Source organism: Ruminococcus sp. NK3A76, from assembly GCF_000686125.1.
In the GTDB taxonomy this organism is placed as follows: Bacteria; Bacillota; Clostridia; order Oscillospirales; family Ruminococcaceae; genus NK3A76.
Map to the genome: position 1 here is coordinate 2,374,923 of NZ_JMMA01000002.1, position 23,990 is coordinate 2,398,912.

Genomic DNA, 23,990 nt, shown 5'->3' on the forward strand with positions numbered 1-23,990 from the left:
CGACAAGCCCGAATGAGCATCTATCGCCCGAATGAGCATCTATCGCCCGAATGGCGATAACACAACTGTTAACAGTTAACTATTCACTGTTAACTGTACTCTAACTAATAAATTATACCACACTTGCCGCCTGTTTGCAAGATGTTTTGTGAAAATAAAAAAGCCGAGGGGGTTTATTGAAATGCTCCCCTTTTGTTAGACAATGTGGTATAATAGAAACATACCAATTAGGAATCTAACGAAAGGGGGGGCATTTTTATGCCTAAAGGAATACCCAATAAGAGATACACACCCGAATTTAAGATCAAAGTGGTTGAAACAATGCAGAACGAGAAATTAAGTTATATGGAAACTGCAAGACAATTTGACATTCCACAAGGAGATAAGACAGTTGCGAAGTGGGAGCGCATCTATCTTGAAGAAGGCAAAGAAGGATTTTATGTTGAACGTCGTGGGCGCAAATCAACAGGTCGTCCTCCAAAACTGAAAAAAGAAGTCGAAGAAGACCTCATAGCCGAGGTTCAGCGTCTTCGTGCGGAGAATGCATACTTAAAAAAATTGAATGCCTTGGTTTCCGAAAGGGTACGGCAAGAGAAAAAGCACAAGTGATCTGGGAACTGAGGCATGAATTCAAGATAGGTCTGCTCATTGATGTTGCCGGTATCCCTCGCAGCACCTATTACTATTACAGCAAGCAACTCAATGATCCAAAACCGGATAAATATGCAGCGATCAAGGAAGAGATCCGCAGGATATATGATGAAAGCAAAGGACGCTATGGCTATCGTAGGATAACGAAAGAACTGAGAAAAACGCATAGGATAAACCACAAGACAATTCAGCGATTAATGCGTAAAATGGGTATATTCTGCCGCGTTCGCATGAAGAAATACAACTCATTCAGGGGTGAAGTCGGCAGAATAGCACCAAATCTTCTGGAACGTGATTTTAAAGCGGATAAGCCAAATCAGAAATGGGTCACAGATGTGACAGAGTTTGCTCTGTTTGGTGTCAAGCTGTATCTGTCGCCCATCATCGATCTTTTCAACGGAGAGGTTGTGTCCTACAACCTGAGTTACCACCCTAATTTGAATCAAGTGACCGATATGTTGAATAAAGCATTTGCAAAGATACCGGAAAACACCGGACTCATTTTGCATTCAGATCAGGGCTGGCAGTATCAGCACAAGCAGTACCAGAAAATGCTCAAAGATAAAGGCATAAGACAAAGTATGTCACGAAAGGGAAACTGTCTTGATAACGCCTGCGCAGAAAACTTCTTTGGATTGCTGAAAACAGAACTTCTCTACTTACAGGAATTCTCATCTGTTGAGCACTTCATTTCAGAACTACATTCATACATCGTTTGGTACAACACAAAGCGCATCAAGCTTAAGCTTGATGGAATGTCACCTGTTGAATACAGGCTCAACGCTGCATGACAAAAGCGACCAAGATCTCTCTTAGTCGCTTTGCACAAGTTTTCTTTGAAAAGTTTGTCTAACTTTTTGGGGTCAGTTCAGTTTATTCCCTCGGCTTATAGATCATATTATTACTTGATCTTGACTGCCTTTACAGCGCTGTAGCCGCTGTAGTACTTTGTGCCGCTGACAGTTCTGTATGTACGAACCTTTACATAGTATGTCTTGCCCTTTGTAAGACCAGATATAGTCTTTGTGAGCTTAGCGGAATTCTTGGAAGCCTTTGTCTTGAAGTTCTTGTCTGTAGAGTATGTGATCTGATAGCCTGTAACGTCAGCGACCTTTGTGTATGTTACCTTGAGCTGCTTTGTCTTGGGGCTTGTAGCAGTCTTGAGAGTAGTCTTCTTAGGAAGGATCTTGAATGTAGCCTTTGCTGTGCCTGTGTAAGCGCCCTTGCCTGTTATTTTGACTGTTGCTGTACCTACTGCCTTGTTGCTGCTGAAGGATACAGTGTAGTCTGTGCCGGACTTAAGGGTCTTGCTGCCGAGCTTGACATCAGGAGTCTGTGTGATAGCCTTGCCTGTGTAGTACTTGCTCTTAAGGCCTGTTATAGAAGCCTTTGCGATGCTTGTGCGGACAAGCTTTGCTGTGTATGTGTCCTTATAGCTCTTGCCGCATACCGAGCAGGTGTGCAGTGTGTAGCCCTGTGCATCGTATGTAGGCTTTACTACCTTTGCAGTGTACTTGTGATCACCTGTAGCCTTTATAGCTTCTGTGTATGTGCTGCCGCAGGTCGAGCAGGTAAATGTCTTTACGCCGTCCTTGCCGCAGGTAGCTGTCTTAGTTACCTTAGATGTGTACTTGTGGCCTGTAGCCTTTATCGGCTCGGTGTAGCTGCTGTTGCATACAGAGCAGGTATATGTCTTAACGCCTTCCTTGACGCAGGTAGCAGCCTTTGTGACCTTAGATGTGTACTTGTGGCCTGTCTTCTTTATCACTTCTGTGTACTTATCGCCGCAGGAGCAGGTATATGTCTTTTCGCCGTCCTCTGTGCAGGTAGCTCTCTTTGTGATCTCAGATGTGTAGGAATGCTTGTGGAGCTTATCAGTAAAGCTGTCCTTATAGCTGTTGCCGCATACAGAGCAGGTGTGAAGTGTGTAGCCCTCAGACTCATATGTGGGCTTAACTACCTTCGGGCTGTACTTGTGGCCGGGTGCCTTTATTGTTTCGGTATATGTGTTGCCGCATGAGCAGGTGTAGGTTCTGATACCGTCCTCTGCGCAGGTAGCAGCCTTTGTTATCTTTGAGGTGTATGAATGATTATGTACAGGCTTGGTAAGAAGCTGGCACTTGATCTCGTTCTTGTTAGCATACTTCTCAGCTGTCGAACCGCTGTAGCACTTTATTGTGAGGTTATTGCAGTTCTTGAATGCATCGTAGCCGATGTCTGTAACACTGTCCGGGATAGTTATGCTTGTAAAGCTCTCGCAGCTAATAAATGCGCTTGCACCGATGCTTGTAACACTGTCCGGAACAGTTACGCTCTTAAGGCCTTTACAGAAATAGAAAGCAGACTCATCAATAGTTGTGAGGTTGCTTGAGAAGGTCACAGTTGTAAGGCTCGAGCAGGTCCTGAATGCATTTTTACCTATCTTTGTAACAGTGTTGGGCATTGTTACGCTTGTAAGGTTCGAGCATTCTCTGAATGCCCAGTCGCCTATGTTTGTAACGCCATTGCTGATGACTACCTTCTTGACGTTCTCATATTCCCAGTACCACGGAGCTTCAGTATTGCTTGCATAGCTGTAATCATCCATTGCTCCGCTTCCGCTGATAGTGAGAGTGCCGCTGGCATCAAGCGACCATTTTACATTTTTACCGCAAGTTCCTGAGTTTGCAGCCTGTGCTGCGATAATGCTTCCTGTTTCTGAAACTACTGCCTCCGGCAGAACAGCTGCCGTGCCGAACACCATGCTCAGCGCAAGGGCAGATGACAGAATTTTCTTCAACATAATATCACTCCTTAAAAATTATTAAATGTTATTTATATGTTCATTTATTATGCCATTTTATAGTATAACACATTCCAAAGCTCATGTCAATTATTATTATTAATAAATATTTATTGAAAAATCTCCTGCTTTATGTTATAATAGTATTGACCTTAAGATAAAGGACGGATATATGTATGGATATCACAAACAAATACCTAAACCTCATAGACCTTAACGACTACCCTGTTGACTGGTGGCTCTCGCTGCTGGAGCGGGCTCACGGTATCATTTCAGAACCTGAAAAGTACATGGAAAGCTGCAAGGGCAAGATAATGGGCACGCTTTTCTACGAGCCGTCAACAAGAACGCAGATGTCTTTCCAGACGGCGATGCTCAGACTCGGCGGCACGATAATCGGCTTTGACAACCCTGCCACATCGTCTGTTGCCAAGGGCGAGAACCTTAAGGACACGACAAAGATAGTCTCGGGCTATGCCGATATAATGGTAATGCGCCACCCTCTCGCAGGCTCGGTAAAGGCGGCGGCTCTCACGGCGGAATGCCCTGTGATAAACGCAGGCGACGGCGGCCACCTCCACCCGACACAGACGCTCACCGACCTGCTGACCTTAAAAGAAGAAAAGGGCACTCTCGAAGGGCTGACGATAGGCCTTTGCGGCGACCTTAAAAACGGCCGTACCGTTCACTCGCTCATAAAGGCTATGAGCTGCTTTAAAAACAACCGCTTTATACTCATCTCCACCAAGGAGCTCTCGCTGCCTGTATATATAAAGGATATCCTTTCGGCATCGGGGCTCGACTTCAAGGAGGTGCAGAGCCTTGACGATGCTATGCCAGAGCTCGATGTGCTCTATATGACCCGTATCCAGCAGGAGCGCTTCGCTTCAAAGGAGGATTACTTAGCACAGAAGGGCTTCTATATCCTCGACCGCAAAAAGTTAGAAGCTGCAAAGCATGACCTTGTAGTGCTGCACCCGCTGCCGAGAGTTGACGAGATAGCTATGGAGGTAGATGACGACGAGAGAGCGCTCTACTTCAAGCAGGCAAAGTACGGAATGTATGTCAGAATGGCGCTTATCCTCACAATGCTCGAATCAAAGGACAAGGGCAGGAGCCTGCCGCTCGTTATAGGCAGAAAGCATAAGGGCATATCCTGCTCAAACCCCGGCTGCATCACAAACCACGAGCTTTATCTCCCCCGCTATTTCAAGGGCAACGAAAGCCTGCTCGTCTGCGAATACTGCGACGAGAGAAGACTGGTGTAACAGCGCAAACAGGAGGACAAAATGAATATAGTTGATATAGGCACTAAGCAACTGGTCATCAACGGCAGAATAAAGAATTTCAAAAACACCGTTCATCAGGTATGTATGACTGATTCGTTCGTTATAGTATTGTACTTTGACCCTCAGGAAGATACAGAGCTGAATAATATATGTGCTTATGACTATAACGGAGAGTTCTTATGGAGGATTGAAGACCAGAAGCCGTTTCTTCCTCCCAAAGCTACCGAACAGCCGTATGTAGGAATGCACAGCAGAACCGATGACCGGATACTTGTAAATGACTGGCTGGGACGTTCTTATTTTGTCGATGTCCTTACAGGCAAGATAATATACAGAGGAGAGACATACAAGTAATAATATCCCACACTATTCCAAAACATAAAACAACGCCCCCGAGACTTTCGCAAAGTCCGGGGGCTTAACTATTATAAATATAAATATAATATCCGTGCGGCGCAAGCCAAGTTATGCGAAGCAAAACTTGCGTCCTTTAAGGCAACACCTCACCTGTTACCTGTGACCTGTTACCTGTTACCTGAATAAGCTACCCTACCGTTCCGTCGTCAGCAGCCTGTGCGTCGTCCTCGGGCGGAATGGCTTCGGCGGCTGTCGTCGTGGTAATGTCCTCACGCTTTAGGTTCTTGTCCTCGGCGTTCGGGTCTATCGCATCGGCGAATACCGTGTCGCCGTTCTCGGTGTGGTAGGTGTCTGTCTCAGGGTCCCACTGCGGCTTGGTCGAGAGATACTGCCCCTCGTGGAGCCTGCTGCCGTCCTCAGCAACTATGCCGAGCTCCTTTGCTGTCTTGATCACAGCATCTGCTATGCCCTCGGCGTATGCGTCAAAGTTCTTGTCAAGCAGCTCATTGTCCTTGTCGTTGGTTATAAAGCCCAGCTCTACAAGACAGCTTGGCATATGCGTCTGGCGGTTGACCTGATAGTTGCTCTGCGGCTCGCCTATAAAGCCGTAGTTTACGTTTCTGTTCTCGTTAATACCCACACGGTCGAGCGCTGTGAGTATGTTCGACGCAAGCAGCGTGTCAGCCTCGGGCTCGTGGTTGTTTACCCATATCTCAACGCCCTTGAACCGCTTCTCAGCGCTGTTTCTGTGAATGGACACGAAAAGGTCAGCCTTGGAGTTGTTGGCATTTACGCATATCTCCTCAAGCGAGAGCAGAACGTCGGTGTCTCTTGTCATGGCTACCGTAACGCCCTTTGCTTCGAGGTATTCCTTGACCTTGTTACACATATTGAATGTGTCGTCCTTCTCCCAGCGCTTGCCGGTCGAGTCAGTTGCTCCGCCGTCCTCGCCGCCGTGGCCGGGGTCAAGGCAGACTATGAACTGGTATTGCTGCGGTTCTTTGACCTCCGGCTCTGCTTGCGACAAGTCGTCTTCCTCGGCTGCGGCTGCCGCTTCCGTCACGGAAGAACTGTCGTCCGAGCCCTTTATAGCGCCTGCTATGGCCATAATGCCCTTAACTATGCCGAATATGAGAAGTATCAGCAGCACAAGAGCTATCGCTATCCTGTCCCAGTAGACCTTTACCTGGGTGTGCTGCCCCGGCTTTACAGGGTCACGCCCGTATTTTTCTCTGAATTCTTCGTCTGTCATCTTTTTTCCTCACTACTAACTACTATATAGGCAACACCGCCGGGCCACCGGCGTATACCTTTGCACGCCATCCACTTGCAAATTTTCCGTCATATTACCCAAATTTACCTTGAAATACGTTAGTATTCCTGCGGTAAATTTAGCCAATCTGACGAAAAATTTGACTGCGTGTCTGACGTACAATGGCCCAGCGGTGTTGCCTATATAAAACGTCGTTTCTTTTGTTCATACATATTATTATATCACACTTTTTCGCCTGTTGCAATAAGCTAATTCTTAAAATTGACCCCGGCTTATATGATAATATTGTGTATTCAGCGCATAACACAGCCACATATTCCCTTGACAGCGGCACTCAAAGCTGATATAATAAGTAAAGAAAGTAAACGTTATTCACCGTTTATCAGTAAATCAACTAACCAAATATCTGACAGACCACAAGGAGCGTATTATGGCTGATTCAAAGATAATCTCACGGTTGTTTTTCAGGCTGCTGCCCGTGCAGATAATTCTCGTGGCTATAGGCAGCATAAATTCTATAATCGACGGCATGATAGCAGGCAAGCTCATAGGCCCCCTCGCCCTCAGCGTCATAGGGCTTTATATGCCTGTGATAAAGCTGATAGACACGGTAAATGCCGTGCTTGTAGGCGGCTCGCAGATCTTGTGCGGCCAGTTTCTCGGCAAGGGCGAGCTTGACAAGACGAGCAAGGTCTTCTCGCTCGATATGCTCGTTACGGTGGTGTTCTCGCTGATAGCTTCGCTTCTGATGTTCACCATTCCCGGCACTATAGGCATGGGCATAGGCGCTGACAGCGAGACGATAGACGGGCTTGTTTCATACCTGCGTGCGATGTCCTTCGGCATAACCGGGCAGATACTGGCATCGCAGTTCTCGGTATTTCTACAGCTCGAACAGCAGGAAAAGCGCACCTACGCCGGCATAGCAGCAATGGCTGTATCAAACGTCACACTCAACGTCCTCTTTGTTCAGGTGTTTGATATGGGGCTTTTCGGGCTCGGCCTTTCGACCACGGTGAGCAGCTGGCTTTTCTGCATAATACAGGCGACATACTACTTCACCGGCAAGGCGGCTATACGCTTCAGCCTAAAAGACCTTGAGCCTGCATATCTCAAAGACATGATACGCATAGGCATACCCGGGGCGATAGTTCAGTTCTGCCTGACGATAAGAGGCCTTGCACTCAACAAGATAATCCTCGGCTATGCAGGAAACGAGGCTCTCTCGGCATTCTCGGCGGTGGGCACATTCGGCTGCGCATACTACGCTGCGACCGCAGGCGTGGCATCGGCGACAAGGCTTCTCGTCAGCGTCTACTACGGCGAGGAGGACAGAGCAGGCCTGCTGCTGATAATGAAGACAGCTCTCTGCAAGGGCGTGGCTCTCGTTTCTGCCGTGGCGGCTGTGTCTATAGCACTTGCAGTGCCTTTCACAAACATCTTCTGCGCCGACCATTCAAGCGAGGTCTACAGGCTCACGCTGCAATATTTCAGGATATTCCCCCTGTCGATGCCATTCTCGGCGTTCTGCGTGATATTCAACAACTACTACCAATGCTCGGACAGAATGAAGATAGTACACGTCCTATCTATAATAGACGGCATGATAGGCGTAGTGCTCAGTTCTCTTATACTTGCGCCGCCGCTCGGGGCTATGGGCATATGGCTCTCGCAGGTGATGAACGGCGTTTACACGCTCATTGCTATATACGCATACACCATGATAGTGAACAGGCGCTTCCCGACATCTGTCGAGGATATGCTGATACTTCGTGATGACTTCGGCGTGTCTGAGGACGACAGGCTGGATATCAGCATAAAGAGCAGCGAGGAGGTCATAAACACCTCGCAGCAGGTAGTGGATTTCTGCACGCAGCACGGCATATCCGGCAGGCACTCATTCTACAGCGGCCTGTGCATCGAGGAAATGGCCGGCAATATAGTTCAGCACGGATTTGTCAAGGGCAGGAAAAACAGCATCGACATAAGAGTCGTTTACAAGGACGGCGGCGTGCTGATACGTTTTAAAGACACCTGCCGCCCCTTTGACCCGAAGGAGATGTCAAGTATTTTCTCGCCCGAGGATATCACAAAGAACATAGGCATAAGAATGGTCAGCCGCATAAGCAGCAGAATGGATTACAGCTATGTTTTAGGGCTCAATGTGCTGACAATAAAGATATAAGAATACACAGCAGACATCTCAGTGCGGGGTGTCTGCTCTTTTTATAGGCAACACACTCAATTTCAGCCCGAAAACGCTTGCATTCTGTGAGAAAATGTGTTATAATTGTTGTATCATAACAGCTTTTGCTGAGAATGCTTATGCGTTTATTCATTGATTATGCATAAAAAGTGTATATTTTTAGGAATATACATCGCAATATGCATTTTATGCACTAAAAATGTGTATAAATCTTAAAATATACGCCAAAGTGCTTGACAAAGCTGTGTAATCGTGTATAATGTTATTATACTAAATGATTTAATTACAATTTCGGAGGTAATCAAAATGGATCAGAGCATCAAAAAGGTAGTTTTGGCATATTCGGGCGGTCTTGATACATCTATCATAATCCCGTGGCTGAAGGAAAACTATAACAACTGCGAGGTCATCGCTGTTTCAGGTGACGTTGGTCAGGGCACTGAGCTCGACGGCCTGGAGGAAAAGGCAATAAAGACCGGCGCTTCCAAGCTCTATATCGAGCACCTTACTGAGGAGTTCATCAGAGACTATGTATTCCCGACAGTTCAGGCAGGCGCTATCTATGAGAACAGATATATGCTTGGCACATCCTTTGCTCGTCCTATCATAGCTAAGAGAATAGCTGAGATCGCACTCAAAGAGGGCGCTGACGCTATCTGCCACGGCTGCACAGGCAAGGGCAACGATCAGGTAAGATTTGAGCTTGCTATAAAGGCTTTCGCTCCTGATATGAAGATAATTGCTCCCTGGAGAATATGGGATATCAAGTCAAGAGACGAGGAGATAGACTACGCTGAGGCGCACAATATCCCCTTAAAGATAAACAGAGAAACAAACTATTCTAAGGATAAGAATATATGGCATCTTTCGCACGAGGGCTTAGATCTTGAAGATCCTGCTAACGAGCCCCAGTACGAGAAGCCCGGCTTCCTTGAAATGGGCGTATCTCCTATAAACGCTCCCGACAAGCCCACATATGTGACCATCCACTTCGAGAAGGGCGTTCCTACAGCTATCGACGGCAAGGAAATGGGTCCTGTTGAGATAGTTTCCACACTCAATAAGCTCGGCGGCGAGAACGGCATAGGCCTTGCAGACCTCGTTGAGAACCGTCTTGTAGGTATGAAGTCAAGAGGCGTTTACGAGACCCCCGGCGGTGCTATCCTTTACCACGCACACGAAGTTCTCGAAACTATCACTATAGATAAGGAAACTGCAAGAGTTAAGCAGTATCTCTCAATAAAGTTCGCTGATATAGTTTACAACGGTCAGTGGTTCACTCCTCTGCGTGAGGCTATGAGCGCATTCGTTACCGAGACTCAGAAGACAGTTACAGGTGACGTAAAGCTCAAGCTCTACAAGGGCAACATCATCAATGCAGGCGTTACTTCCCCCTATACTCTCTATGATGAGGAAGTTGCTACATTCGATGAGGACAATGTTTATAACCAGGCTGATTCTGCCGGCTTCATAAACCTCTTCGGTCTCCCGATCAAGGTAAGAGCCAAGCTCGAGCAGAAGAGAGAGCAGAAGTAAGCTCCAGGCCGATAAACTATTGCAGGAGGAATCATTATGAGTGAGAAAATAAACGACTTGCTTGAGCCTGCGATCGACAAAAAGGTAGAGATAACCTATGACAGCCTTCCCGGTTCAAGCTTTGAAGATGTAAACCTCGGCGGCGCTACATTCAACAATGTAAGCCTTAAAAAAGCCGACTTCAACGATGTTAATATGGACGGCACAAAATTCAACGACATATCTATGAAGGGCTCGGAGTTCACCGATATGTATATGGTAAATTCCAAGTTTCTGGGTGTCAATCTGTCAAGCAGCAAGTTCGGCTGCTCGATAATGAACAATGTCGAATTCAAGAACCCCGATCTTAAGAACTCGCTGTTTCTGCACTGCGACCTCTCAAATGTTGAGATAAACGAGTGCATTATCGACGGGCTGAAGATAAACGGTATCGACATACAGAAACTCATTGAGCGCTACGAGGAAGAGAAGTCGTAACCTTAACTTTCAGGGCAAGAAGCAGGATCCTTAACAAAGTGTTCTGTTTCTTGCTTTCACTTTTTATTATACGGGAGAATATATTATGAACGACAGCTCTAAAAAGATGATAAACCTTGTTTTCAGGCTTCTCATTTTCGCCTGCTTCGCAATGGCTATAGTAATGGTAGTCAATATCGTGAAGTTTGCACTTATCATGGACAAGAACGACTCAGCTAAAGTTGATGAATTTGCAGATTCTATAAGAACATTCGCAACGCTCTATAACGGCATATTCTTTGCAACGATAGCAGGTGTGATCTTAAGCATACTCGCAAAATACAAATGCAAAACAGTCTCTCAGGTCGCAAGAACACTCTTCCTTGCAGTCACGGCTGCGGCAATGGGGCTCGCATTCAGGGTGACGAGCGCATTTATCGAGGTGTGCGATGTTTTAGACGAGCTCGATACTACCGACTTCAACAGCATAACGGATTCAAAGCTGATAGATGTTGGTATCTCAGCAGAGCGTGCAGATGAGATAGCCGAGCTTATGAGCAAAGACAGCACACCCGTGTTCCTTGCAGCAGGAATGTGCGTATGCGTGCTCGTGTATCTTATACTCACATTCACATCGCTGCATAACCTCTTGAAGAAAGACAAGTCCGCCGGGCAGTAATGACACCCGGCCGGCCCGTATAGGAGCTATACTATGAACGACAGCATAAAAAAAGCATTCAACGTCCTGTTCAGAACAGTTATATTCTGCCTGTTTGTGGCATCAGTGATGATGGTAGCCCGCTTCTTCGGCGTTTTTGAAGATGCGATCGAGGAAGAGAGCGAAAGGCTCACCGTAAACAAAGAACTCTTTGAAAATCTCGGTTCCTACGCTTCGGTTTACAAGGGCGTGTTCATCGCAGGCATAGCAGCAGCGGTGCTGAGTATCCTCAGCGGAAGATACAAGGCCTCGGGCGCTGCGGTGTTTTTCAGAACTATTATCATCGGCTCGCTCGTGCTGTCAATGTCGGGCGGTGTGCAGGTCTGTGACGCTATAGTTGAGATATGCTCCGTAGTCGATGACATAGACACAAGCAAGTATGAAGACATTGAAGACCTCAGCGATATGGACATTGAGATACTTGTCGATGCAGGCATAGACGAAGACCGTGCAAAGGAGTTATCAGAAGCGTTTGATAACGAGGACGCTGTGATACCGTTTGTTTTAGCACCGTTCTCGACGAGCTTTTTCTACTTCATACTCACCTGCACATCGCTTCACAATCTGCTCAAGAAAAATCCCCAGGGCGCTGACTGCGGCGGCTGTGAAGATGCAAGGAGAGTTGAGATGTACGACCCGGCTATGCTAAACGGCGGCGGACACTACGCACAGCCGCAGCCTATGCAGCAGCCTGTAATGAACAGAATGAACGCTGTTCCCCAGACGGCGCATGACCCGTACATACAAAACATTATAAACGCTGCAAATGCAGCACACCCGGCGCACGACCACCACGACAGCGCCGAGATACACGACCTTGAAGCCGACGGCGAATTCCACAACTACGCACAGGCCGAGGCTGATATGCGTGATGACAGCAGCGATTACATCTCGCAGCTGCAAAGGGAAGAAAACAGAGGTCACCGCATAACGGACGAGGACTTTATGTGACTGTGGAACGGTCACAATGCAAAATGCAAAATGCATAATTAAGGTATCGCCTTCGGCGATGTATTGAAATAATGCTTTGCAGCAAGCGATCACATATTGATATTAAGGAGACAAAACAATGGCAGGAAAAATGTGGGCAGGACGTTTCACCAAGGAAACGGACGAGCGTGTAAATGACTTCAACTCATCTATCAAATTCGACGCAAGAATGTACAGGCAGGATATCGAGGGCTCTATCGCTCACGCTGCCATGCTCGGTGAGTGCGGCATCATTGCAGCTGACGACAGCAAGAAGATAATCGAGGGCTTACAGGGCATCCTCGCTGATATCGAAAGCGGCGCTTTGCAGTTTGACCCGACTGCTGAGGACATCCATATGTTCAACGAAGCAGAGCTTACCAAGCGCATAGGCGACGCAGGCAAGAGACTTCACACCGCACGTTCAAGAAACGACCAGGTGGCTCTTGACATAAGAATGAACTTAAAAGTCGAGATAAGAGAGATACAGGCTCTCACAAAGGAGCTTGTTGAAACGCTTTGCAAGATAGCCGAGAACAACCTCACAACAGTAATGCCCGGCTACACACACCTGCAAAGAGCACAGCCGATAACGCTTGCACATCACATGATGGCTTACGCACAGATGCTGCTGCGTGACCTCGGCAGACTTGAAGACACATACAAGAGAACAAACATCATGCCCCTGGGTTCGGGAGCACTTGCTGCTACCACCTACCCTATCAACAGGCAGCGTGTATGCGACCTGTTAGGCTTTGATGAGATAACACAGAATTCACTTGACGGCGTATCTGACAGAGATTTTTGCATAGAGCTCGCATCGGCTATATCAATACTCATGATGCACCTTTCCAGATTCTCCGAGGAGATAATACTCTGGTGCTCGTGGGAGTTCAAGTTCATCGAGCTTGACGATGCTTATGCCACAGGCTCGTCTATCATGCCGCAGAAGAAAAACCCCGACGTAACAGAGCTTATCAGGGGCAAGACCGGCAGAGTATACGGCGACCTCAACACTCTCCTCGTTATGATGAAGGGTATTTCCCTTGCATACGACAAGGATATGCAGGAGGACAAGGAAGCTATATTCGATGCGATAGACACGGTAAAGCTCTGCCTTACAACATTCATACCCATGCTCGACACCATGAAGGTGCTGCCTGAGAACATGAGAAATGCTGCCGCAAAGGGCTTTATAAACGCCACCGACTGCGCAGACTATCTCGTTAAGAAGGGTCTGCCCTTCAGAGATGCTTACAAGATAACAGGCACTCTCGTTCACACCTGCATCGAGAAGGGGCTGACACTTGAAACTCTCCCGCTTGAAGATTATAAGGCGCTGTGCGAGACATTTGATACGGACGTTTACGACGCTATAAGCCTTGACACCTGCGTTATGCAGAGAAAGGCTGCCGGCGGCCCTGCCCCCGAAAGCGTCAAGTCACAGATAGAATACACAAGGAATGCTCTGAACGCCTATGATAAATGAGCGTTTTGAGCTGCCGGTAAAGGCCGGGCTGATAATACTCTGGGCGGCGGCTGTCGTGGGTATGTATTACCTCTCGGAGGGCGTTTCCGAGCCGCTGGTCGCAAGGTTTTACGGCTTTATGATAGCTGACCCCCTGCTGCTCATGGCAGGCAGCTTCATGGCGGCAAAGATATTCGGCTCACGCTGGGTATACAAGGCGGCAATAATTGTCGTTTCGGCGGTGCTGTATTTTGCATCACCTCTCGGCGGCGTCGTGCCGAACCTTATGATAGTAACAGCTATCAGCGTGATATTCGGCAGCGGCATAGGTGCTGTCTTCTCTGACAGGAGCGGCAGCGATGATGAAAAGGCCGCCAAGGAGCACTACACACCTATCCTCGGCGATGAGAACACCCCTGCAAAAAAGAATAGAAAAAAGAAGGCTAAAAGAAAATGAAAACTAAGATATTTATAGACGGAAAAGAAGGCACGACCGGCTTGCAGATATTCGAGCGCTTTGAAAAAAGAAATGACCTCGATATACTGCTCATTGATGACGACAAGAGAAAAGACGTGACTGAGCGTGCAAGGCTTATAAATGAGAGCGACATCACATTCCTCTGCCTGCCTGATGCGGCAGCGATAGAGGCTGTGAGCTTAGTCACAAACGACAAGGTAAGGATAATCGATGCATCAACTGCCCACAGAACAAACCCTGCGTGGGATTACGGCTTCCCGGAGCTTTCGGCAAAACACAGAGAGGCTATCGCAAACTCAAAGAGAGTTGCAAACCCCGGCTGCTATGCAAGCGGCTTTATAAGCCTTGTATATCCGCTCGTGCAGGCAGGCATCTTAGGCGAGGAGTATCCGCTGACAGCACACGCAGTTTCCGGCTACAGCGGCGGCGGCAAGAAGATGATAGCCGCTATCGAGGGTGCAGACAAGACAAAGGAAATGGCTTCCCCGAGACAGTACGCACTCACTCAGGCGCACAAGCACCTGCCCGAGATGCAGACAGTCTGCGGCCTTAAGTACAAGCCGATGTTCAACCCCATAGTTGACGACTACTACGCAGGCATGGTGGTTTCTGTGCCGCTCGTGACAAGAGCGCTTGCAAAAAAGGTAACTCCGGGGGACGTTCACGAGATACTTTCCGCCCACTACGAGGGTCAGAGGTTTGTGAAGGTAATGGAGCTCGGCGGCAAGGAGACTTTACCGGACGGCTTCTTAGCAGCAAACACACTTGAAGGAACGAACAATATGCAGCTGTTCGTATTCGGCAACGATGAGCAGATACTCGTCGCTTCCCGCCTTGATAACTTAGGCAAGGGTGCAAGCGGTGCTGCTGTACAGAACATGAACATAATGCTTGGAATAGATGAGGGAACAGGACTTGAATAATAAAAAGACAAAGATCATATCAGCATCGCTTATCGCAGCGCTCATTCTCACGCTCGGCTCGTGCGGTCAGCAGGTAGACAAATTAAAGCCCAAAATGAGCACAAGAGCTGAGAGCTCGTCTGTGGCAGACGTTATCGACGAGAGCTCGTCAGGCGACAGCAAGGGCAGCGATGAGAGCAGCAAGGCTGATAAAAAAGACCAGAAGGACAAGACAGACAAAACAGACTCAGTCGCAGACAGCAAGACTGACACTGCCGACAAGACCGACAAAACTGACAAGGACATCACCGACCAGAACGCTGAAAAAAGCAAAGCCGAGCAGGTGTTTGAGCAGATGTCGCTCAATGAGAAGATAGGCCAGCTCTTTATAGTAAACCCTGAGCAGATAGACGGCTATGACGAGACAGTCACGGTATACGACGACACGATGAAGGATATCATCAAAAAATACCCCGTCGGCGGTATAATACAGATGACCTCGAACGTCGAAGACCCCGAGCAGATAACAAAGCTCAACAAAAAGCTCCAGAAGATAAGCAAATACGGACTGTTCATCGCAGTTGACGAGGAGGGCGGCTCGGTAGCGAGGATAGCGCTCGATTACGACTTTGATGTGACACGCTACAGCTCGATGTATGACATCGGCAGCACAGGCGACACAGAGCAGGCAAAGGAGGTCGGCGTGACTATCGGCAAGTATCTTAAGAACTACGGCTTCAATGTTGACTTTGCACCCGATGCAGATGTCTACACCAACCCTGAGAACACAGTGATAGGCAGCAGAGCATTCTCCTCTGACCCGCAGACGGCGTCTGACATGGTCTCTGCCTGCATCGACGGCTTCCACAAGAGCAATACGATATGCGCTATCAAGCACTTCCCCGGGCATGGCGACACGGCTGAGGACACGCACGAGGGCGGCGCAGTTGTAGAAAAGAACTGGGAGGAGCTCAAGGACTGCGAGCTTATCCCCTTCATAAACAGCCTTGACAAGACAGATATGGTAATGGTATCGCACATCTCGCTCCCGAATGTAACAGAGGACGACCTGCCGGCATCGCTTTCAAGGCAGCTCGTGACAGATATGCTAAAGGGCGAACTCGGTTATCAGGGCATCGTCATCACAGACTCGCTCTCAATGGGTGCGATAAGCGACAGCTACGACCCGGCGCAGGCAGCAGTCAAGGCATTTGAAGCAGGCGCAGACATTCTTCTGATGCCCGGCAACTTAGGCGAGGCATTTGACGGCATAAAGGAAGCGCTCAGCACAGGCCTTATATCCGAAGACAGGCTCAACGAGAGCGTTATGAAGATACTCACACTCAAAGAAAAATACGGAATCATATAAAGGAAGATGAGATATGAAAGAGATAACACTTGTGCCCTTTGAGGGGTACAAATACATCGAAGGCGGCGTGTGTGCAGCCAAGGGCTTCAAGGCAAGCGGCACATACTGCGGCATCAAAAAATCGGCTGTTCCCGACGGAAATGAGAGCCCGATATCACAGACCAAGAACGATATAGGCATGGTAGTTTCCGACACAGTGTGTGATGCAGCAGCAGTTTACACACAGAACAAGGTAAAGGGCGCACCGATAACAGTCACAAAGGCAAACCTCGCTAAATCAGGCGGCAAGGCAAAGGCTATAATCGTTAACTCAAAGAACGCTAACACCTGCAACGCTGACGGCGAGCAGAAGGCAAACAAAATGTGCGAGCTCACAGCCTCGGCACTCGGCATAAAGGCAGAGGAAGTAATCGTTGCTTCCACAGGCGTTATAGGGCAGATACTCCCGATAGAGCCTATAGAGCAGGCAGTTCCCGTGCTTGTCAAAGAGCTTGACTACAACGGCAACGAGCAGGCTGCAACAGCTATCATGACAACCGACACAGTCAAGAAAGAGATAGCAGTTGAGTTTGAGATAGGCGGCAAGGTATGCCGCTTAGGCGGCATGGGCAAGGGCAGCGGCATGATACACCCGAACATGGCGACCACCCTCAACTTCTACACCACCGACTGCAAAATATCAGCCGCACTCTTACAGAAGGCGCTTGACGAGACAGTTAAAATAACCTACAACTGCTTATCCGTTGACGGCGACCAGTCAACAAATGACATGGTGTGCGTTTTAGCAAACGGCATGGCAGGCAATGATGATATCACAGACGGCTCTGCTGAGTTTGAGGTGTTCAAGAAGGCTCTTTACATCGCTATGATGAGCATTACAAAGATGCTCGCAAAGGACGGCGAGGGCGCTACAAAGCTGCTTGAAGTAACAGTAAACGGCGCTGACACTCTTGACACAGCTATCACAGTCGCAAAGAGCGTTGTCGGCTCTAACCTCTTAAAGTGCGCTATCTTCGGCGCTGATGCAAACTGGGGTCGTGTGCTCTGCGCTATAGGCTATGCAGATGCTGAGTTTGACATAAACAAGGTAGATGTAAAGATGTCGTCAAAGGCCGGCGAGATACACGTCTGCGAAAACGGCGCAGGGATAGAATTCTCAGAGGAGACTGCAAAGACAGTTCTTTTGGAGGACGAGATAACTATCACGATAGACCTTGGCATGGGTCAAGCTCACGCAACATCGTGGGGCTGCGACCTGACATATGACTATGTAAAGATAAACGGCGATTACCGCAGCTAATGATAATGCATAATTCATAATGCATAATGCATAATGATTGTATCGCCCTTGCGGGCGATGTGATGCCCATTCGGGCTTTTTATCCGCAAATCACTAAAAAGTGAAAAAACAAGTCCAAAGGAAGAGATGAAAATGCAGATAGAAAACAGTATAAGAAGCCAGATACTTATTGATGCACTCCCCTACATACAGAAGTATCATGACAAGATAGTAGTCATCAAGTACGGCGGCAATGCCATGACAAACGATGAGCTGAAGGAAGCGGTCATGAGCGACATCGTGCTGCTTTCAGAGGTAGGCATAAAGGTCGTGCTCGTTCACGGCGGCGGCCCTGAGATAAACGCTATGCTCAAAAGAGTCGGCGTTGAGTCAAGATTTATAAACGGCCTGAGATACACCGATGCTGAGACTATGGATATCGTTAAAATGGTGCTCGGCGGCAAGGTGAACAAGGAGCTCGTTTCAGCACTCCAGCTGCACGGCGGCAAGGCTCTGGGTCTTTGTGGCTGCGACGGCGGCATGATACAGGCAAACAAGCTCCAGGGCGATGTTGATCTTGGTTATGTAGGCGAGATAAAGAAGATAACCACAAAGCCGATACTTGATGCTTTAAACAACGGCTACGTTCCGATAATCGCAACTGTCGGCACGAGCGAGACAGGCCAGGCATACAACATAAATGCCGACACGGCAGCCGCAAGGATAGCAAGCTGCTTAAGAGCCGAGAAGCTCATTCTCATGACCGACATCAAGGGTCTTTTAAAAGACAAGGACGATGACAGCACGCTGATACCCTTTGTAAATGTTTCAGAGGTGTCCTACCTTAAGAGCACAGGCATCATCAGCGGCGGCATGATACCTAAGATAGACTGCTGCGTCGAGGCTATAAGACGAGGGGTAAAGAGAACATCTATCATAGACGGCAGAGTGCCCCACTCGATACTTATCGAGCTTTTAACAAACGAAGGCATCGGCACACAGTTTGACTAAGGGCAGTGACTTATGAACGAACAGCTTTTCCTCGGTATGTCCTATAAATTCAGCGATATGAAAAGCCTTGTCACGGCTATCTCGCAGACCTACTACAAAAGAATGAAGACAGTGCCGATAGCAGGTGTGTTCTTCTTTGCTTTGGGCTTTGCGGCATACTTTACAAGCGATACCTTCACTTGGCGTGAGCTTGTCATAACGAGCCTGATAGCAGCGCTCACATTCATTGCTCCTGCTTTGCTTGCGGCAATAATGGCGCTTGCGGTCAAGGGTGCGGCGATAGACAACTACAGCACGCTCTCGGTTTTTGAGACATTCTACACCGAAGCAAGCTCTGCAGGCACCCAGCAGGCAAACTTTTTCGAGATAGACTGGATAAAGATAACCGACACCGCCGTGATAATCTACGCCGGCAGAGTGTTCACGATCATACCGACAGAGGCGTTTGCACAGAACAATGTAAGGATAGCGGATATCCTCGGCTATATGCAGAGCAAGGGCGCAAATATCCCCTTCTCGCTGTTAGAAAAAGCCGACAGGATACAGAACAACACATCAAACAAATGAAACAGGAAACAGAAGTTTTTAAGCTCAGCTACAAATTTGACAGCGGGATAAAATACATAGCCTCAGCAGGAAGTGTGTATATTGTACGCAACAAGGTGGTCATAATCACACTGTTCCTGCTGCTTGCATACTGCATAACATCGCTTTTCCTGCCAATACCCAAGCCTGCGCTCAATTTACAGCCTATTTTAGTACTTTTGGCGTTTCTCTGCACAGAATCATTTTTAATATCATACATTTATGCTGTGATACAGCTGCGACGAAACAGGCAGCAGATAATAGACGTTCCCTGCACGCTGACGATGTATGAGAGCTTTCTTTGTGAGGAGAGCCCCGTTTCAAAGGCGGAGATAGAGTACAAAAGCATCAGGCAGGTAATAGTCACATTTGAAGCGGTAGCGATAGTTACATCAGAAATGGCAGTGTTTATCCCGATGAACTGCTTTTTTGATAAAGACCTCTGCGGGATACTTACGTTTATGCTAAGCAAGGGCGCAGACGTAAGCGGAGGAACAATGAGATTTGCAAAAATTCTCGACACAATAAAAAACATCTCAGACGATGAAGAATAAAACGAGAGGAATGATAACAATGAACACAATAGAAAAATTCAACTCACACGTTATGCCCAGCTACGGCAGGTTCGACCTTGTTGTCGAGTCGGGCGAAGACCGCACAGCAACTGATGAGAACGGCAAGACCTACATAGATTTCGGCTCAGGGATCGGTACAAACTCCCTCGGCTACTGCAACGACAAGTGGGTAGAGGCTATATGCTCTCAGGCACATAAGATACAGCACACATCTAACTACTACTACACAAAGGTGCAGGCAGACTTTGCAAGCAAGCTGTGCGAGGCAACAGGCTACAGCAAGATGTTTTTCGGCAACTCGGGCGCTGAGGCTAACGAGTGCGCTATCAAGATAGCAAGGAAATACAGCTTTGACAAGTACGGCAAGGAAGCAGAGCGTAACATCATCATTACACTTGTAAACTCCTTCCACGGGCGTACTGTTACCACACTTTCCGCAACAGGGCAGGACGTTTTCCACAACTACTTCTTCCCCTTCACACCCGGCTTTGTAAATGTCAAGGCAAACGACATAGAAGACCTCAAAGAAAAACTCAATGAGAACAAAGGCAAGGTCTGTGCTGTGATGTTCGAGCTCATTCAGGGCGAGGGCGGCGTGTGTGCGCTTGAAAAGGAATTTGTTGATGCTATATTTGCCGAGTGCGAAAAGGAAGATATCCTCACCATCTGCGACGAGGTTCAGACAGGTGTCGGCAGGACAGGTACGTTCCTTGCATCCGAGCAGTTTGGTGTAAAGCCTGACATAACCACCCTTGCAAAGGGTCTTGCAGGCGGCATCCCGATAGGCGTATGCCTTGCAAATGAAAAGTGCTGCGACGTGCTCACAAAGGGCACACACGGCTCGACCTTCGGCGGCAACCCTATCTGCTGCGCAGGCGGCAATGCAGTGCTTGACACTGTGCTTTCCGAGGGCTTCCTTGATGAGGTGACACAGAAGGGCTACTACATCTGGCAAAAGCTCATCGACCACCCCGAGGTCGCAGGCATCAGCGGTCTTGGCATGATGATAGGCATATCCTTAAAGACAAAGAAGGCCGCAGACGTATGCAAGGCTTGTCTTGACAACGGCCTTTTGGTACTCACGGCAAAGGAGAAATTAAGGTTCCTCCCTCCCCTCACGATAACCTATGAGGAGATAGACAAGGGACTTGAAATACTGACAAAAATTCTTGATGAAAAGGAGTAATACAAAATGAATCATCTTCTTAAGCTACTCGACCTCTCAAAGGAGGAGATAATCGAGATACTCAATCTCGCCGACCAGCTCAAATATGAGAACAAGAACGGCATAAAGCACCACCTTTTAAAGGGCAAGACTTTAGGCATGATATTCCAGAAGTCCTCGACACGTACAAGGGTGTCATTCGAGACTGGTATGTACCAGCTCGGCGGTCAGGCACTCTTTCTCTCAAACCGTGACCTTCAGATAGGCCGTGGCGAGCCTGTTCAGGACACAGCCCGTGTGCTCTCACGCTATCTTGACGGCATTATGATCCGTACCTTCGAGCAGAAGGAAGTCGAGGATCTTGCAAACTTCGGCTCTATACCGATAATCAACGGCCTTACAGACTTCTGCCACCCCTGCCAGGTGCTTGCTGACCTTATGACTATCAGGGAGTTCAAGGGTCGCTTTGAAGGCCTTAAGATGTGCTACATCGGCGACGGCAACAACATGGCAAACTCACTTATCGTAGGCGGCCTTAAGGTAGGCATGAGCGTTTCTATCGCCTGCCCCGATGATTACCAGCCCGACCCCGAGGTGCTCGAATTTGCAAAGCAGTACGGCGATATGTTCTCGATGACAAATGTGCCATTAGAGGCTGCAAAGGACGCAGACGTGCTCTTTACTGATGTATGGACATCTATGGGCGAGGAAGCTGAAACAGAAAAGCGCAAGATAGCATTTGCAGGCTATCAGATAAACGACGAGATAATGGCTGCTGCAAAGCCTGACGCAATGGTTCAGCACTGCCTGCCTGCTCACCGTGAGGAGGAGATAACCGAGAAGGTATTCGAGGCTCACGCTGACGAGATATTTGAGGAAGCAGAGAACCGTCTGCACGCTCAGAAGGCAGTTATGGTAAAGGTAATGGGCGGCAAGCCGAAGTACAGCGACGACGTTTGATCGCTGACACCGACAAAAACATATACAGGGGGAGAAAATATGGAATTGCTTCAGCAGCGCTGTGAGCTGTTTATCACAAACAAAAACATCATCAAAAAGACCTTCAAGCTCGAGTCTGAGGAGATCTACGCAGCCTGTGCTGCCATATATACCTCCCGTGGTATAGAGGCTGACAGCGGCGATTTGAAGAAATGCAAAAAGCTCATTGACGAGAGCAAGGGCATTTTCTCGTCATTCAGGGGCAATATGCAGCTTGCAAGTGCAGCACTCTTAGCTGTTAGCAGCAAGCCCAAGGAGCTTTTGAAAGAAGTCTCCGACATATACGAGCTGCTAAAGAAATACTTCACAGGCAGCGAGTATCTTGTGCAGTCAGCATTTATCCTCGCAGAGCAAGCCTACCACGGCGACCTTGACGATATCTGCAAGCGTGCAAAGGGTATTTACAAGAAGATGAAGCGGGAGCACCCCTTCCTCACAGGCAGTGAGGACAGCGTTTTCGCTATCACCCTTGCCATGAGCGAGCGTGACGATAAAGAGCTTGTCAAGGATATGGAGAGCTGCTATGATGCCCTGAAATCCGGCTTCGGCAACAACGCCGTGCAGACGGTGTCGCATATTCTCGCACTTACCGACGGCTCATCTGAAAATAAGGCTTCCAAGTTCCGTGGGCTGTATGACGGGCTTGCAAAATCCGGCAGGAAGTTCGGCAAGACCTATGACCTCCCCGTGCTGGCAGGTCTTTCGGCAACAGGCGTGTCTAACGACAGGATAGTTTCCGATGTGCTCTATGCCGACAGCTTCCTTGATGACCAGAAGGGCTACGGCGGCTTGTTCGGCACTTCCAAGTCAACAAGGCTCATGCACGCCGCACTTATAGTTTCGGGCGTTTACGGCGCTCGGGGCTCGCAGATAGCCGCTATCGCCTCAGCCGCTGCTATAATCGCAGCCGAGCAGGCTATGATGGCAGCCATAATTGCCTCCACAGCCGCTGCGACCGCTGCAAATACAAGCAATTAAAAGTATAAGAGCCTGCGATTAAGTGCAGGCTCTTTTATTCTGTCAAAAAACTGAGGTATAAGTCCGAAGGCTAAGCAAAAGCGAAGGGGCATGGGGGCGCAAAGCCCGAATGGGCATATGCGGCGTAAGCCGCACCTCAACTGTTACCTGTTACCTGTTAACTGTTAACTGTTCCCGTTGCCTGTTACCTGTTAACTGAAATATAGTCATTCACCCCAAACAGCAGCGTCAGCGCCATGTGCTTCTGATAGACCGGCGACTCTAAGCGCTGCGCCTCGCCCTCGTTTGATAAAAAGCCGCACTCGGCCATTACCATCGGGCACTTCGCATTGTCAAGCAGGAAAAGCTCGTCGCCGACCGGCTTTGTCTCACGCTCATTCTCGGGCTGTAGGGTGCTCACCACCCTGCTCTTTATCGCCTCGGCAAGTGCGTGCGACTGCTCGTTCTTTTTTGAGTAAAACATCTGAGCGCCGCTGTACTTTTGGTCGGTGAACTGGTTCTGGTGAATGGATACCGCCACGGCGTTGTCGTAGCCGTTGATTATCGCAAGGCGGTTGTCCATGTCAGACTTTTTCTGCTTCGAGAGCCCTGTCACCCCCTCGTCGTGGATCGACACATCGCTCTCCCTCGTGCAGATGACGTCATAGCCCATGAGTGCTGCCGTGTCTCGCATAGTCTGTGCGATGCTCAGGTTTATCCCCTTTTCCGGCGTGCCGTCAACGCTCACGCAGCCGCCGTCAGCACCGCCGTGGCCTGCATCAAGTATAAGCACCGGCCGCTCAAACGCAGTCGATACCACCCCTGCCGACACAGGGCTTGCAGGCTGCTCGTCTGAGAACACCGCCGCTGCGCATATGCACACTATCGCCCCGAAAAGCATGAAAAGCTGTCCTTTTTTCTTCAAGATATATCACTCTCCCGGTATGGTTTGTACATCTTATGCG

The 23,990-nt window shown here is 48.5% G+C and carries 23 protein-coding genes; 20 read left to right on the top strand and 3 right to left on the bottom strand.

From position 1 onward, the window contains the following. The first annotated feature begins 258 nt into the window (after positions 1 to 258). Both CD05_RS0111050 and CD05_RS0111055 read left to right on the top strand, forming a co-directional pair. On the top strand, positions 259 to 609 hold the full coding sequence (locus CD05_RS0111050; protein ID WP_028510136.1) for a helix-turn-helix domain-containing protein: 351 nt from the start codon (positions 259 to 261) through the stop codon (positions 607 to 609). Then, positions 606 to 1,442, top strand: coding sequence for an IS3 family transposase (locus CD05_RS0111055; RefSeq protein ID WP_028510545.1), 837 nt, complete (start codon positions 606 to 608; stop codon positions 1,440 to 1,442). Before CD05_RS0111050 ends, CD05_RS0111055 begins: the two co-directional genes overlap by 4 nt. Before the next feature lie 110 nt (positions 1,443 to 1,552). Here CD05_RS0111055 and CD05_RS19845 read toward each other — a convergent pair whose 3' ends face one another. Continuing rightward, positions 1,553 to 3,433, bottom strand: a complete 1,881-nt coding sequence (locus tag CD05_RS19845; protein WP_051588959.1) for a leucine-rich repeat domain-containing protein — start codon at positions 3,431 to 3,433, stop codon at positions 1,553 to 1,555. Positions 3,434 to 3,609: 176 nt separating this feature from the next. Between CD05_RS19845 and pyrB the strand changes: the two genes are divergently transcribed. Beyond that, positions 3,610 to 4,701 carry an aspartate carbamoyltransferase gene (gene pyrB / locus CD05_RS0111065; RefSeq protein ID WP_037322961.1) on the top strand — a complete coding sequence of 364 codons (1,092 nt, stop codon included), beginning with the start codon at positions 3,610 to 3,612 and terminating at the stop codon, positions 4,699 to 4,701. A 21-nt stretch (positions 4,702 to 4,722) separates the two neighbouring features. Beyond that, a complete protein-coding gene (locus CD05_RS0111070; protein ID WP_028510547.1) occupies positions 4,723 to 5,076 on the top strand; it encodes a hypothetical protein in 354 nt (117 codons plus the stop codon). A 190-nt stretch (positions 5,077 to 5,266) separates the two neighbouring features. On the opposite strand, the gene CD05_RS0111075 is transcribed toward CD05_RS0111070, so the two are convergent. Beyond that, positions 5,267 to 6,331 carry an N-acetylmuramoyl-L-alanine amidase gene (locus tag CD05_RS0111075; protein WP_028510548.1) on the bottom strand — a complete coding sequence of 355 codons (1,065 nt, stop codon included), beginning with the start codon at positions 6,329 to 6,331 and terminating at the stop codon, positions 5,267 to 5,269. 451 nt (positions 6,332 to 6,782) lie between these two features. Here CD05_RS0111075 and CD05_RS0111080 point away from each other — a divergent pair, with 451 nt between their 5' ends. From CD05_RS0111080 to CD05_RS0111155, 16 genes are all read left to right on the top strand, one after another. Then, on the top strand, positions 6,783 to 8,537 hold the full coding sequence (locus tag CD05_RS0111080; protein WP_028510549.1) for an MATE family efflux transporter: 1,755 nt from the start codon (positions 6,783 to 6,785) through the stop codon (positions 8,535 to 8,537). A 327-nt stretch (positions 8,538 to 8,864) separates the two neighbouring features. Then, positions 8,865 to 10,094, top strand: a complete 1,230-nt coding sequence (locus CD05_RS0111085) for an argininosuccinate synthase (RefSeq protein WP_037322963.1) — start codon at positions 8,865 to 8,867, stop codon at positions 10,092 to 10,094. 36 nt (positions 10,095 to 10,130) lie between these two features. Next, complete coding sequence (locus CD05_RS0111090; RefSeq protein ID WP_028510551.1) at positions 10,131 to 10,571, top strand: pentapeptide repeat-containing protein; 441 nt, start codon at positions 10,131 to 10,133, stop codon at positions 10,569 to 10,571. An 85-nt stretch (positions 10,572 to 10,656) separates the two neighbouring features. Then, positions 10,657 to 11,229 carry a hypothetical protein gene (locus CD05_RS0111095; RefSeq protein WP_028510552.1) on the top strand — a complete coding sequence of 191 codons (573 nt, stop codon included), beginning with the start codon at positions 10,657 to 10,659 and terminating at the stop codon, positions 11,227 to 11,229. A 33-nt stretch (positions 11,230 to 11,262) separates the two neighbouring features. Continuing rightward, positions 11,263 to 12,219, top strand: coding sequence for a hypothetical protein (locus CD05_RS0111100; RefSeq protein ID WP_028510553.1), 957 nt, complete (start codon positions 11,263 to 11,265; stop codon positions 12,217 to 12,219). A gap of 118 nt (positions 12,220 to 12,337) precedes the next feature. Beyond that, entirely contained in the window at positions 12,338 to 13,726 is a 1,389-nt protein-coding gene (gene argH, locus CD05_RS18415; protein WP_037322964.1) for an argininosuccinate lyase, read from the top strand. Further along, entirely contained in the window at positions 13,716 to 14,162 is a 447-nt protein-coding gene (locus CD05_RS0111110) for a hypothetical protein (protein ID WP_028510554.1), read from the top strand. Before argH ends, CD05_RS0111110 begins: the two co-directional genes overlap by 11 nt. Then, positions 14,159 to 15,106, top strand: coding sequence for an N-acetyl-gamma-glutamyl-phosphate reductase (argC, locus tag CD05_RS0111115; RefSeq protein ID WP_028510555.1), 948 nt, complete (start codon positions 14,159 to 14,161; stop codon positions 15,104 to 15,106). Before CD05_RS0111110 ends, argC begins: the two co-directional genes overlap by 4 nt. Continuing rightward, positions 15,099 to 16,454 (top strand): glycoside hydrolase family 3 protein, encoded by a 1,356-nt coding sequence (locus CD05_RS18420; RefSeq protein WP_051588960.1) that lies wholly within the window; start codon positions 15,099 to 15,101, stop codon positions 16,452 to 16,454. The genes argC and CD05_RS18420 overlap by 8 nt, the downstream gene beginning before the upstream one ends. 13 nt (positions 16,455 to 16,467) lie before the next feature. After that, positions 16,468 to 17,754 carry a bifunctional ornithine acetyltransferase/N-acetylglutamate synthase gene (gene argJ / locus CD05_RS0111125; RefSeq protein WP_037322965.1) on the top strand — a complete coding sequence of 429 codons (1,287 nt, stop codon included), beginning with the start codon at positions 16,468 to 16,470 and terminating at the stop codon, positions 17,752 to 17,754. Positions 17,755 to 17,886: 132 nt separating this feature from the next. Beyond that, positions 17,887 to 18,744 (top strand): acetylglutamate kinase, encoded by an 858-nt coding sequence (gene argB, locus CD05_RS0111130; RefSeq protein ID WP_028510557.1) that lies wholly within the window; start codon positions 17,887 to 17,889, stop codon positions 18,742 to 18,744. Between the two features lie 12 nt (positions 18,745 to 18,756). Next, positions 18,757 to 19,311, top strand: a complete 555-nt coding sequence (locus CD05_RS0111135) for a hypothetical protein (protein WP_028510558.1) — start codon at positions 18,757 to 18,759, stop codon at positions 19,309 to 19,311. Continuing rightward, entirely contained in the window at positions 19,308 to 19,883 is a 576-nt protein-coding gene (locus CD05_RS0111140; RefSeq protein ID WP_028510559.1) for a hypothetical protein, read from the top strand. The genes CD05_RS0111135 and CD05_RS0111140 overlap by 4 nt, the downstream gene beginning before the upstream one ends. Before the next feature lie 19 nt (positions 19,884 to 19,902). Further along, positions 19,903 to 21,090, top strand: coding sequence for an aspartate aminotransferase family protein (locus CD05_RS0111145; protein ID WP_028510560.1), 1,188 nt, complete (start codon positions 19,903 to 19,905; stop codon positions 21,088 to 21,090). A 6-nt stretch (positions 21,091 to 21,096) separates the two neighbouring features. Then, positions 21,097 to 22,029: an ornithine carbamoyltransferase gene (argF, locus tag CD05_RS0111150; RefSeq protein ID WP_028510561.1), complete on the top strand. Its 933-nt coding sequence runs from the start codon at positions 21,097 to 21,099 to the stop codon at positions 22,027 to 22,029. A 39-nt stretch (positions 22,030 to 22,068) separates the two neighbouring features. Continuing rightward, positions 22,069 to 23,046: a DUF4003 family protein gene (locus CD05_RS0111155; RefSeq protein WP_028510562.1), complete on the top strand. Its 978-nt coding sequence runs from the start codon at positions 22,069 to 22,071 to the stop codon at positions 23,044 to 23,046. 184 nt (positions 23,047 to 23,230) lie between these two features. Here the strand turns inward: CD05_RS0111155 and CD05_RS18425 are convergent, their stop codons facing one another. Continuing rightward, on the bottom strand, positions 23,231 to 23,950 hold the full coding sequence (locus CD05_RS18425) for an N-acetylmuramoyl-L-alanine amidase (protein ID WP_242841253.1): 720 nt from the start codon (positions 23,948 to 23,950) through the stop codon (positions 23,231 to 23,233). Between the last annotated feature and the right edge of the window lie 40 nt (positions 23,951 to 23,990).